This window comes from Streptomyces longwoodensis, assembly GCF_001514125.1.
Taxonomy (GTDB): Bacteria; Actinomycetota; Actinomycetes; order Streptomycetales; family Streptomycetaceae; genus Streptomyces; species Streptomyces longwoodensis.
In genome coordinates, this window is sequence record NZ_KQ948550.1 from 833,291 (window position 1) to 844,950 (window position 11,660).

At 72.5% G+C, this 11,660-nt stretch carries 9 protein-coding genes; 6 read left to right on the forward strand and 3 right to left on the reverse strand.

Annotated features, from left to right (window positions below; all coding sequences use genetic code 11):
- Positions 1 to 77: 77 nt before the first annotated feature.
- On the forward strand, positions 78 to 1,280 hold the full coding sequence (locus AQJ30_RS08520; protein WP_245726849.1) for a tryptophan dimethylallyltransferase family protein: 1,203 nt from the start codon (positions 78 to 80) through the stop codon (positions 1,278 to 1,280).
- A 93-nt stretch (positions 1,281 to 1,373) separates the two neighbouring features.
- Here AQJ30_RS08520 and AQJ30_RS36720 read toward each other — a convergent pair whose 3' ends face one another.
- On the reverse strand, positions 1,374 to 1,532 hold the full coding sequence (locus AQJ30_RS36720; protein ID WP_425424131.1) for a glycoside hydrolase family 15 protein: 159 nt from the start codon (positions 1,530 to 1,532) through the stop codon (positions 1,374 to 1,376).
- A gap of 121 nt (positions 1,533 to 1,653) precedes the next feature.
- Positions 1,654 to 2,940, reverse strand: a complete 1,287-nt coding sequence (locus AQJ30_RS08525; RefSeq protein WP_067230598.1) for a flavin-containing monooxygenase — start codon at positions 2,938 to 2,940, stop codon at positions 1,654 to 1,656.
- A 250-nt stretch (positions 2,941 to 3,190) separates the two neighbouring features.
- On the opposite strand from AQJ30_RS08525, the gene AQJ30_RS08530 reads away from it, so the two are divergent.
- Together AQJ30_RS08530 and fusA are read left to right on the forward strand one after the other, a co-directional pair.
- On the forward strand, positions 3,191 to 3,886 hold the full coding sequence (locus AQJ30_RS08530) for a nucleotidyltransferase domain-containing protein (protein ID WP_067230601.1): 696 nt from the start codon (positions 3,191 to 3,193) through the stop codon (positions 3,884 to 3,886).
- 364 nt (positions 3,887 to 4,250) lie between these two features.
- Positions 4,251 to 6,302, forward strand: a complete 2,052-nt coding sequence (fusA, locus tag AQJ30_RS08535; RefSeq protein ID WP_067230603.1) for an elongation factor G — start codon at positions 4,251 to 4,253, stop codon at positions 6,300 to 6,302.
- A gap of 75 nt (positions 6,303 to 6,377) precedes the next feature.
- On the opposite strand, the gene AQJ30_RS08540 is transcribed toward fusA, so the two are convergent.
- On the reverse strand, positions 6,378 to 8,189 hold the full coding sequence (locus AQJ30_RS08540; RefSeq protein ID WP_067230605.1) for a coagulation factor 5/8 type domain-containing protein: 1,812 nt from the start codon (positions 8,187 to 8,189) through the stop codon (positions 6,378 to 6,380).
- A gap of 269 nt (positions 8,190 to 8,458) precedes the next feature.
- On the opposite strand from AQJ30_RS08540, the gene AQJ30_RS08545 reads away from it, so the two are divergent.
- Genes AQJ30_RS08545 through AQJ30_RS08555 form a run of 3 tightly spaced genes read left to right on the forward strand, consistent with a single transcriptional unit; the run spans position 8,459 to position 11,638 of the window.
- On the forward strand, positions 8,459 to 9,775 hold the full coding sequence (locus AQJ30_RS08545) for an ABC transporter substrate-binding protein (protein WP_067230608.1): 1,317 nt from the start codon (positions 8,459 to 8,461) through the stop codon (positions 9,773 to 9,775).
- Between the two features lie 5 nt (positions 9,776 to 9,780).
- Positions 9,781 to 10,776 carry a carbohydrate ABC transporter permease gene (locus tag AQJ30_RS08550; RefSeq protein ID WP_067230610.1) on the forward strand — a complete coding sequence of 332 codons (996 nt, stop codon included), beginning with the start codon at positions 9,781 to 9,783 and terminating at the stop codon, positions 10,774 to 10,776.
- Positions 10,777 to 10,798: 22 nt separating this feature from the next.
- Positions 10,799 to 11,638, forward strand: coding sequence for a carbohydrate ABC transporter permease (locus AQJ30_RS08555; protein ID WP_067231037.1), 840 nt, complete (start codon positions 10,799 to 10,801; stop codon positions 11,636 to 11,638).
- Positions 11,639 to 11,660: the final 22 nt, after the last annotated feature.

Below are 11,660 nucleotides of genomic sequence, written 5' to 3' on the forward strand. Positions count from 1 at the left end.
CTCGTCGTGCTCCCCCCGATACCCGCCCACGACGGCGGGTATCTTCTTGTCCGGCCGACCGGCCGGCGGTCGGAGGCGTGGTGAGAGCCGGCGGCGACGGCACACCCACGCTCCCCGAGGCAGCCTCGCTCGGCGGCCACACCGCCCGGCAGCTCCTGCGGCTGTGCGAGGTCGCGGGCCTCGACGGGAGCGACGCCGCCGCCTACGCACGTGTCCTGCTGGAGGCCCTGGGCCCGGCGGCCGAGCGGCCGCTGGACCTGCCGCCGCCCCACCTTTCCTTCCTCTCCGACGACCACACCCCGGTCGAGTTCTCGCTGTCCTTCGTGCCGGACGCCGCCCCGACCCTGCGGGTGCTGCTGGAGCCGGGGTGCGGCGCAGGCACCCTGGCCCGCAGCGGCCGCACGGGGCTGCGGTTCCTGCGGGAGACGGCGCGTCGCTGGGCCTTCCCGACCGACCGGCTCGACGAGCTGGAGGACCTGTTCTTCCCGGCCGAACCCGAGGGACCCCTGGCCCTGTGGTGCGCGCTCGAGCTGCGGCCCGGCGGCGTGCCCCGGGTGAAGGCGTACCTCAACCCGGCGGCCCGCGGCGCCGACCGCGCCGCCGACACCGTACGGGAGGCGCTCGTCCGGCTCGGTCACGGCCGGGCGTTCGCCGCGCTGCCCGAGGGCGACCGGCACCTGTTCGTCGCCCTCGACCTCGGGGACTGGGACGCGCCGCGGGTGAAGGTCTACCTGGCCCACCAGGACCTTTCGGCCCCCGAGGCGGGTGCACTGTGCCGGACCGCCGGGGGACCGCCGGCCGAGGAGACAGAAACGTTCTTCCGCATCGCGTCCGGACTCGGCCCCAGGGACGATGCGGACACCGGACCGGGCAGACGGCCCACCCGCCGGCCCGTCCAGTCCTGCCACGCCTTCACCGAGACGGCGACCGGACGGCCCAGCGGCTTCACCCTGCACGTGCCGGTCCGGGATTACGCCGCCCACGACGGCGAGGCCCTGGCCCGCGCCTCGGCCCTGCTGCACCGCCACGGCATCGACGACGGGGTCCTGCACGAGGCCACCCGGGCCCTGACCGCCCGCCGCCCGGAGGACGGCGTGGGCCTCGTCGCCTACCTGTCCGCCGCCCACCAGGACGGACACCCGCCGCGGGTGACGACGTACCTCTCCTGCGAGGCGTACCACGTCCGTCCCCCGGCCCCTCTGCGGGCGGGGCGATCCGTGGCCGCCCGGGTCACCCACCAGGTGCTGTCTCCTCGGTCGGCGGCGGGGTCCGCAGGATGATTCTCCCGCGACGCCCGCCCTGCGACGCCCGCCGGGCGGGCAGGGCGCCGCCGCGGACGTGAGCACCACCAGCCCGGCGTACCGCGAACCGGCCTACCGAGTGTCGAGCGCCTTGTCGAGGGTGAGGGTCGCGTCGATCAACGCCAGATGCGTGCAGGCCTGCGGGAATTTGCCCAGTTGGCGGCCGGTCGGGTCGATCTCCTCCGAGAACAGGCCCAGGTGGTTCGCGTACCCCATCATCTTCTCGAACACCAGCCGTGCCTTCTCCGTCCGCCCACGATCCCCGACAACGCGAACTGGAAGGCCCACAGAACGGTCACGACGAGACACGCCCGAGCCGCAGCGGGAGACCGCCGGAGCCCCGGCCGCTGTCTCACACCTCCCGCAACTCCTGCAGGTACGGTGCGAAGTTGACCTGTATCGACGCGCCTTCGCGGCTGCCGTACTGGCCGGCGATGCCCCCGAGGTACGTGGCGATCTCCTTGCGCATGACCTCCGGCTCGGGCAGCACCGCCTCGCCCGTCGCCAGCCGCGCCGCCCAGTCCGCCTGGGCCTCCACGAGCCGGGTGATCGACCCGTGCGGACGGACCAGCCCGATGAAGAACAGCCCCGGGTGGTCGGGCGCGACGACCCGCTTGTACAGCTCGACCGCGCCCTGGGGGCCGATCGGGCAGCCGTCGGGCAGGAAGGGGAACGCCATGCGGTACCCCGTGCAGTAGACGACGGCGTCGGCGCGCTCGGAGCTGCCGTCGGTGAAGTGCACGCGGTCGCCGTCGAGCCGGTCGATCGCCGGCCTGGGCACGACACCGCCGTGGCGGATCCGGCTGAGGATGTCGTCCGAGAGCGTCACGGCCGAGGCGAAGACCGGGTGGTCGGGCTCGGGCAGCCCGTAGTCGGAGAGCTTGCCGCGGGCCACCAGCAGCGCCTGTTCGAGGAAGCGCCGCTGCTCGGCCAGTGACATGGCGGTCCACCAGGGCGCCTCGGCCACCTCGTCCAGCGGGACGCCGAAGAGCTGCTTGGGCAGGATGTGCAGCCCGCGGCGCACCGACAGCAGGGTCCGCTCGGCGTACCGGGAGAGGTCCGCGGCGATGTCCACGGCCGAGGCGCCGAGCCCCACGACGACGACCCGCAGGCCTGCCCAGTCGCTGCCGTCGCGGTAGTCGTAGGCGTGCAGAATCGTTCCCTCGAAGGTCTCGGAACCCGGGGGCAGGGCCGGCAGGAACGGCTCGGTGTTGTGCCCCGAGGCGACGAGCACCTGGTTGAACACACGAGCCGTGCGCGCGCCGTCCGCCGACCGGCTGACCACCGTCCAGGCGCCGCCGGCCGTCGGCCGCACGGACTCCACGGTGGTCTCCAGCTCGATGTCGTCGAGCACGCCGGCCCACTCGGCGTAGGCCCGCAGGTAGGCGGCCATGTCGCTGTGGCGCGGGTAGACCGGGTAGGAGGCCGGCATCGGATGGTCGGCGTAACCGGTGAGCTGCTTCGTGGAGTTGAGGTGCAGCGACAGGTAACCCGGGCCGCGCTCACCCGCGCCGGGCGCCCGCCAGATGCCGCCGACCCCGGCCGACTTCTCCAGGCAGACGAACTCCACGCCCCGCGCCTCGAGGGCGCGTGCCACCGCCAGCCCGGACAGGCCCGCACCGATGACACACACGCTCACGGATTCCCCCACAGGAACGACACCGACCTCTCACGCACGGGCAGGCTGCCCATGCGGAACTCCTCGCACTCTCCCCGCACCGGCGACAAGGATCACAGCGGGACGGTCTTGCGAGAGGGGTGAGGGTATGGCCAAAGCCTCGCGGGACGGGTGGCGCCGGGCAGGGCTGACCTGCGCCGACCCGGAAAATGCCGGGTGGCCGACCCGTTCGACGCGGCATCATGGGCGGGCCACACCGAGGGGGAGCACCATGTCCGTCACCAACGTCCTGCTGTCCGGCATCGTCGGCTCGACCGCCTACGGACTCGCCCGCGCGGGCTCCGACGTGGACCGCCTGGGCCTGTTCGCCGCGCCCACCGAGGACCTGCACGGCCTGCACCGGCCGGCCGAGTCCCACGTCAGCACCGCCCCCGACCGCACCCTGCACGAGGCGGCCAAGTGGTGCCGCCTCGCCCTCGGCGGCAACCCGACGGTGATGGAACTCATCTGGCTGCCCGACGCGTTGTACGAGGTCCGCACCCCGCTCGGCGACGAACTCATCGGCATCCGCGCGTCCTTCCTGAGCGCCGGCCGGGTCCGCGACGCCTACCTGGGCTACGCCACCCAGCAGTTCCGCAAGCTCCTCTCGCGCAGCGCCGGTCCGCTCCCGCCGGAGACCCGGGGCCGCACCGCCAAGCACGCCCGTCACCTCAGGCGGCTGTGCGAGCAGGGCTTCGAGCTGTACCGCACGGGGGAGTTGACCATCCGGGTCGACGACCCGGACGCCTACCACCGCTTCGGCGAGCAGGTCGCCGCCGACCCCGCGGTCGCCGAGCCGCTGCTCCGACGCTTCGAGGCGGCGTTCGCCGAGACCCGCAGCGCCCTGCCGGACGTCCCCGACGAGGCCCCGGCGGAGGCGTGGCTGCGCCGGGTGCGCCGCACCTTCTACGCCGCACCGCGCGCCTGACGGAGGAAATTCCCGCGCCCCGCCCGCCCGTTCCTCCCTACACTCACCCCATCGCGCCGCCCACGACCGGGGGCGCGCCGTACCGTGACGAGCGAGGGGAGCCCGGCCATGCGCACGCACCGTGCCGTCGTCGCTCCCCGTCAGTGGTCCGAGGTGATCCTCGTGTCCTGGGCCGTCCGGTGCCCGCGGCGCGGCCGGCACCGGATGCCCTGACGTACCCCCAGCCCCCGGACGGGGCCTGCTGCCAACCGACGTGGGCAGGCCGGACGTTCGGCGTGTCGGCGTCCGCCGCACGGCTCGGGACGGTGACGCCGGGGCGCATCGCGCAGCCCGTTTCCCGGATCACCCCGAAAGGCCGAGGGCCATGCGCACTCCCTCTCTGCCCACCACCCCGACCACCCGCCCGTCCGCCGTCCGCAACCTGGGCATCCTCGCCCACGTGGACGCAGGCAAGACCACCCTCACCGAGCGGATCCTGTACGCCACCGGCACCACGCACCGGCGCGGCGAGGTCCACGACGGCACCACCGTCACCGACTTCGACCCGCAGGAGCGCGACCGCGGCATCACCATCTTCGCCGCCGCGGTGAGCTGCGACTGGGCCGGACACCGCATCAACCTGATCGACACCCCCGGGCACGTCGACTTCGCCGACGAGGTGGAGCGCGCGCTGCGGGTGCTCGACGGCGCCGTGGCGGTGTTCGACGCGGTCGCGGGCGTGGAGCCGCAGAGCGAGTCCGTGTGGCGGCAGGCCGACCGGCACGGCGTGCCCAGGATCGCGTTCGTCAACAAGATGGACCGGGCGGGCGCCGACCTCGACGCGGCCGTCGCCTCCCTGCGGGAACGGCTGCACCCGGCCCCGCTGGTCGTGCACCTGCCGATCGGGACGGAGGAGGGCTTCGTCGGCGTCGTGGACCTGGTGCGGATGCGCGCCCTGGTCCGCGCCGAGGGCGACGCCTCGGCGACCGAGGGACCCGTGCCGGACGCGCTGCGGGAGGAGGCGCTGCGCAGGCGCCGCCTGCTGGAGGAGGCCGTCGCCGAACGCCATCCGGCGGCGCTGGAGGAGTTCTGCGACCGGGAGGTGCTCTCCGCCGCGACGCTCACGGGCGCCCTGCGGGACCTCACCCGCAGCGGGGACGGCGTGGTCGTGCTGTGCGGCTCCGCCTACCGCGACCGCGGTGTGGAGCCCCTGCTGGACGCCGTGGTCGCCTACCTGCCGTCGCCCCTGGACGTACCGCCCGTGCGCGGCCGCAACGGCGGGGCCGAGGAACGGCGGGCGGCCGACCCCGGCGCCCCGTTCGCCGCGCTCGCCTTCAAGGTGAACGCGACCCCGACGGGCCGCCTGACCTACCTGCGCGTGTACGCGGGCACGCTGGAGAAGGGAGACGTCGTGTGGGACCCGACCGCCCGCCGCACCGAGCGCGTCGGCCGTGTCCTGCGGGTCCAGGCCGACCGGCACGTCCCGCTGGAGCGGGCGGTGGCCGGGGACATCGTGGCCGTCGTCGGGATGCGGTCGGCGCGGGCGGGGACCACCCTGTGCGCGCCGGACGCCCCGGTCGTGCTGGAACCGCCCGGCGTGGCCGAGCCGGTGGTGTCGGTGGCCGTGGAGGCGCGCCGCCGGGCCGACGCCGGCCGGCTGGCGCCCGCGCTCGCCCGGCTCACCGAGGAGGACCCCTCGCTGGTGGTGCGCACCGACGACGAGACCGGGCAGACGGTCCTGTCGGGCCTGGGCGAGCTGCACCTGGAGGTGGCGGTGGAGAAGGTGCGCCGCACCCTCGGCCTGGAGGTCGCCGTCGGGCGGCCGCGGGTCACCTACCGGGAGACGGTCGGGCGCGGGGTGACCGGGACGGTGTACCGGCACGTCAAACAGGACGGCGGGGCCGGTCAGTTCGCGCACGTGGTGCTCGACGTGGAGCCGTGGGAGGAGGAGTTCGCCTTCCGCTCCGCCGTGGTCGGCGGGCGGGTGCCGCAGGAGTACGTCCGCGCCGTGGAGGCCGGCTGCCGGGACGCCCTCGCCGAGGGGCCCCTCGGCGGCCACCGGGTCACCGGGCTGCGGGTCACCCTCACCGACGGGGCGACCCATGTGAAGGACTCCTCGGACACCGCGTTCCGCACGGCGGGCCGCCTCGGGCTCCGACAGGCCCTGCGCTCCTGCGCGATGGTCCTGCTGGAGCCGGTCGCCGAGGTCACGGTCACCGTGCCCGAGGACGCCGTCGGCGCGGTCCTCGGCGACCTGGCGGCCCGGCGCGGCCGGGTCACCGGCTCGGTGGTGCGGGCCGGCGCCGCGGTGGTCACCGCGACCGTGCCGCTGGCCGAACTGTTCGGCTACGCCGCCCGGTTGCGCGGCCGCACCCAGGGCCGGGGCACGTTCACGGCCCGGCCCACCGGGTACGCCCCGGCCCCCGCGGACCGCTAGACACCGGCCACGGAGGCGGAGGCTGAGGCCGACGTCGCGCCCCGCACGCGTTCGCGTGCGGGGCGCGACCCCGGTTCACGGGAACGACACCACCGTGGACGGCACGGTCGAGGTGCCCGAGGTGGGCGCCCCGGTGTCGTTGATGACGTGCGCGTACTGGCCCTGGCCGCCCAGGGAGATCACCAGCAGGTCGTGGAACTTCACGCCGGGCCGCTCGGGGGCGGCGAAGCCGTGGTGCTGCACGATCGTCGGGTCGACGTTGTAGAAGCAGTAGCTGCCCAGGCCCCACGCCTCGTGGGTGCGGACGTGGTCGCCCACCTTGTAGGCGGCGTAGCCGTTGACCGCGCCGTTCTGGATGGCGGCCTGGTTCGGGGCGTCGTAGGCCTTCTCGTTCTGGAAGAAGATCGTGCGGCCGCGCTCGCCGTACCACTGGACGTCGTACTTGTTGAAGTGCTCCACGAACAGGCCCGTGCACAGCACGTCGTCGCCGTGGACGACCACGCCGTAGTCGGCGCGGTTGGTCTCCCAGCCGACGCCCTCGCCGTGGTCGGCCCGCCAGACCCAGGTGTGGTCGACGATGGTGTGCCGGCTGTTGACCACCATGCTGGTGGTGGCCCGGCCGGGGCCCGCGCCGCCGATCCGCACGAACACGTCCTGCACGGTGGTCGGGTTGGCGGAGTGGTCCCGGTGGGCGCCCTTCGGCCCGACCTCCAGCAGCGTGTCCGAGGTGACCGGCCCGGCGTCGATCAGGAAGCCGGCCAGCCGGACGCCGTCGACGTCGGCCACCTTCAGCGCCGTGGCGCCGTGGTCCGGGAGCAGGGTGGCGTACCCGAGGCCCAGCACCACGGTGTCGGGCCGGTTCACCCGGATCGGCCGGTCCAGGCGGTAGATGCCCGGCGTCAGCAGCAGGTGCAGCCCCTGGGCGAGCGCCCGGTTCAGCGTGGCCGCGTCGTCGCCGGGGCGGGCCACGTAGAAGCGGGACAGCGGCAGGGACGTGCCGCGGGGGGTGCCGTTGCCCCAGGAGACCCCGCGCGCGTTCCGGCGCAGGGCGGGCAGGAACACCCGGTACCCGTCGCGGCCGACGTACAGGAACGGCTTCTCGCGGGAGACGGGCGTGGTCTCGAGCGTGGTGTACGGCGGGTTGGGGAAGCCCTGCGCGGGCGCCCCCTCGACGCCCGAGAAGACCATGTTCCACACGCCGTTGAGCCAGCTGCCGATCGCGCTGTCCCGGGTGTACCACTGCTGCTGGGAGTACGGGCCGACCTGGCCCTCGATGCGGCTGTCCGCGATGTAGCCGCCGCTCGCCCAGCCGTAGCCGCTCGGCGCGAGGTTGAGGCCGCCGCGCACGTGCATGCGGCGGAACGGGGCCGCCTGGGCGACCGCCCACCGGTTGGTGCCGTCGGTCGGGACCAGGGCGAGGTTCTCCGCCGAGCGCCAGAAGTTCTGCGTGGCGTTGCCGCCGAACCACCCGGCGTCGACCGTGACGTCCCCGTTGATGGTCGTGTCGTCGGGGGAGAGGCCGAGGCCCGCGATCGAGGTGTAGAAGCCGAGGCGGGCGGTGAGGCCCTGGTAGGTGCCCGGCTTGAACAGCAGCGCGTAGCGGCCGGTGCCGAACTGCGCCGACTCCTGCTCGGCGAACACCGCGTCCAGGCGGTCCTGGATGCCGGGCGTCGAGGGATCGAAGACCAGGACGTTCGGCCCGAGGTCACCGCCGCCGCGCAGCGGGCGGGAGGCGCGGGCCGGGGCGGCGGCCACCGCCGGCGTGGACAGGGCGGCCAGGGCCGGCACGGACGCCGCGGCGGCGCCGAGCACGGTCCTGCGGCCGAGGGCGCGCCGGCCGGTGGCGGGCCGGTCGGCGTCGGAGGACTGCGGGGGAACAGCGGGCATGGGGCGGCTCTTCCTGGTCGGGAACGAAGCAGGAACCCTCAGATACCGAAGGTGCGGGGAACCTTCGGGAACAGAAGGGGACAGCGTCTTGAGAGCGCTCTCTCGGCCGCCGATGCTTCACTGCGTGAACGAACACGTCAAGATGTCGGACACGACTTCCTCTCATGTTCCCGTCGTGCTGCTCAAACCCTTGACGCTTCTGCTTCGGGGGGTTTAACTCACGTCCTAAATTAAGCCATGACGGGACCCGGGAAGGGACACCACCAGCCATGCGCACCATCCGAGCCGCGGCCATAGGCGCCGTCACCCTGTCCCTCGCGCTCGCCGCCTCGGCCTGCGGGGGAGGATCGTCGAACGGGGGCGGATCCGACAGCAACCCCAAGACGCTGACCTACTGGGCCTCCAACCAGGGCGCCAGCATCGAGATCGACAAGAAGGTCCTCCAGCCGGAGCTCGACAAGTTCCAGAAGCAGACCGGCATCAAGGTCAAGCTGGAGGTCGTCCCCTGGTCCGACCTGCTCAACCGGATCCTCACCGCCACCACCTCCGGCCAGGGCCCGGACGTGCTGAACATCGGCAACACCTGGTCCGCCTCGCTGCAGGCGACCGGCGCGCTGCTGCCCTGGGACGCCGCCAACTTCGCCAAGATCGGCGGCAAGGACCGCTTCGTGGACGCCGCGCTCGGCTCCACCGGGGCCCAGGGCAAGGACCCGGCCGCCGTCCCGCTGTACTCGATGGCCTACGCCCTCTACTACAACAAGCAGATCTTCGCCGACGCGGGCATCACCAAGCCCCCGGCCACCTGGTCCGAGCTGGTCGCCGACGGCAAGAAGATCCAGGCCAAGGGCAAGCAGGTGATCGGCGCCGAGGGCGCGAACGTGTCGGAGAACATCCACCACGTCTTCGTCTTCGCCAAGCAGCACGGCGCCGACTTCTTCACCCCCGAGGGCAAGCCCGACTTCACCTCCGACGCCGCCGTCGCGGGCGTCAAGCAGTACGTGGACCTGATGGCCAAGGACAAGGTCATCCCGAAGGGCAACGCCGAGTACGCGCAGAACCAGTCGGTCAGCGACTTCGCCAAGGGCAAGACCGCGATGCTGCTGTGGCAGTCCGCCGCCGCCAACCTCAAGTCGCAGGGCCTGAGCGAGTCCGACTACGGCATCGCGCCCGTCCCCGTGCAGTCCGGCACCCCCGGCACCGGCACCCAGGTCAACTCCATGGTCGCCGGCATCAACCTCGCCGTGTTCAAGAACAGCGGCAACCTCGACGGCGCCACGAAGTTCGTGAAGTTCATGACCAGCGACGCCGAGCAGAAGATCCTGAACACCGCCTACAGCTCCATCCCGCCGGTCAAGGGCGCCCAGGCGGACGCCGCCTTCAACAACCAGGCCAACGCGGTGCTGAAGAACACCCTCGCGCAGAGCGCCGCGCCCCTTCCCCAGGTCGCCGACGAGTCGCAGTTCGAGACCGCGGTCGGCACGGCCGTCAAGGAGCTGTTCGCCGACGTCGCCGCCGGCCGCACGGTGACCACGGAGTCGGTCAAGGCGAAGCTCCAGAAGGCCCAGCAGCAGATGCCGACGAAGTGAGCACGATGACGACCACCACCCCGGAGGCGGTCGAGCATCCCGTGCGCAAGAACTCCCCCGGTGCGGCGAGCGGCCCCCGCCGCCGCACCGGGCGGATCCGCCGCCTCGGACTGCCCTACCTGCTCCTGCTGCCCGCCCTGATCCTCGAACTCCTCGTCCACCTGGTGCCGATGGTCATCGGCATCGTGATGAGCTTCAAGGAACTCACCCAGTTCTACATCCGTGACTGGGGCACCGCGCCCTGGTCCGGCTTCGACAACTACCGCATGTCGGTGGACTTCGACGCCCCCGTCGGGGAGGCGCTGCTCCACTCCTTCTTCGTCACCGTCGGCTTCACCCTGCTCTCGGTCGGCCTGTGCTGGCTGATCGGCACGGCCGCCGCGATCTTCATGCAGGACACCTTCCGCGGCCGCGGCCTGCTGCGCGCGCTGTTCCTGGTGCCCTACGCGCTGCCGGTCTACGCGGCCGTCATCACCTGGGTGTTCATGTTCCAGCACGACAACGGCCTGGTGAACCACGTCCTGCACGACCAGCTGCACCTCACCGACAAGCCGTCCTTCTGGCTGATCGGCGACAACAGCTTCTGGGCGCTGCTGACCGTCTCGGTGTGGAAGGGCTGGCCGTTCGCCTTCCTCATCGTCATGGCCGGCCTGCAGAACATCCCCCGCGAGCTGTACGAGGCCGCGGCGCTGGACGGCGCCGGGGTGTGGCAGCAGATCCGCCGGATCACCCTGCCCTCGCTGCGCCCGGTCAACCAGGTGCTGGTGCTCGTGCTGTTCCTGTGGACGTTCAACGACTTCAACACGCCGTACGTGCTGTTCGGCAAGGCCGCCCCGGAGGCCGCGGACCTCATCTCGGTCCACATCTACCAGGCGTCCTTCGTCACCTGGAACTTCGGCACCGGCTCGGCGATGTCCGTGCTGCTCCTGCTGTTCCTGCTCCTCGTGACGGGCGTGTACCTCGCCGTCACCTCGCGCGGACGGAGGGCCGCCGATGTCTAGCCCGCCCGTGGCCAAGTCCCCGATGGCCTCCCCGCGTTCGTTCCTCTGGTCGCGGCGGGTCTTCCTCACGCTGCTCACCGGCTTCGTCCTGGTGCCGGTGTACGTGATGGTCTCCAGCTCGCTCAAGCCGCTGGCCGACGTGACCGGCCGGTTCCGCTGGCTGCCGAGCAGCCTGACCATCCGCCCGTACATCGACATCTGGTCGACGGTCCCGCTGGCGCGGTACTTCGTCAACTCGCTGATCGTGGCGGGCGCGGCGACCGTGTGCTCCGTCGTCATCGCCGTCTTCAGCGCCTACGCGGTGAGCCGCTACCAGTTCCGCGGCAAGCGGGTCTTCACGGTCACCGTGCTGTCGACGCAGATGTTCCCGGGCATCCTCTTCCTCCTCCCGCTGTTCCTCCTCTACGTCAACATCGGCAACGCCACCGGCATCGCGCTGTTCGGCTCGCGCGGCGGACTGATCCTCACCTACCTGACCTTCTCGCTGCCGTTCTCCATCTGGATGCTGATCGGGTACTTCGACTCGGTGCCGCGCGACCTGGACGAGGCGGCGCTGGTGGACGGCTGCGGCCCGCTCGGCGCGCTGTTCCGCATCGTCGTGCCGGCCGCGATCCCCGGCATCGTCGCCGTCGCCGTCTACGCCTTCATGACCGCCTGGGGCGAAGTGCTCTTCGCCTCCGTCATGACCAACGACACCACCCGCACCCTCGCGGTCGGCCTCCAGGGCTACTCCACGCTCAACGACGTGTACTGGAACCAGATCATGGCCGCCTCGCTCGTGGTGAGCGTGCCCGTGGTGGCCGGCTTCCTACTGCTCCAGCGCTACCTCGTCGCCGGGCTGACGGCCGGAGCCGTGAAGTGACCGACTCTCCTCGCTGTGAAGG

Excerpts from the sequence above, each read along its gene's own strand:
- AQJ30_RS08530 (WP_067230601.1), top strand. The coding sequence starts at position 3,191 with ATGTCCGTCACCAACGTCCTGCTGTCCGGCATCGTCGGCTCGACCGCC.
- fusA (WP_067230603.1), top strand. The coding sequence starts at position 4,251 with ATGCGCACTCCCTCTCTGCCCACCACCCCGACCACCCGCCCGTCCGCC.
- AQJ30_RS08540 (WP_067230605.1), bottom strand. The coding sequence starts at position 8,189 with ATGCCCGCTGTTCCCCCGCAGTCCTCCGACGCCGACCGGCCCGCCACC.
- AQJ30_RS08545 (WP_067230608.1), top strand. The coding sequence starts at position 8,459 with ATGCGCACCATCCGAGCCGCGGCCATAGGCGCCGTCACCCTGTCCCTC.
- AQJ30_RS08550 (WP_067230610.1), top strand. The coding sequence starts at position 9,781 with ATGACGACCACCACCCCGGAGGCGGTCGAGCATCCCGTGCGCAAGAAC.
- AQJ30_RS08555 (WP_067231037.1), top strand. The coding sequence starts at position 10,799 with ATGGCCTCCCCGCGTTCGTTCCTCTGGTCGCGGCGGGTCTTCCTCACG.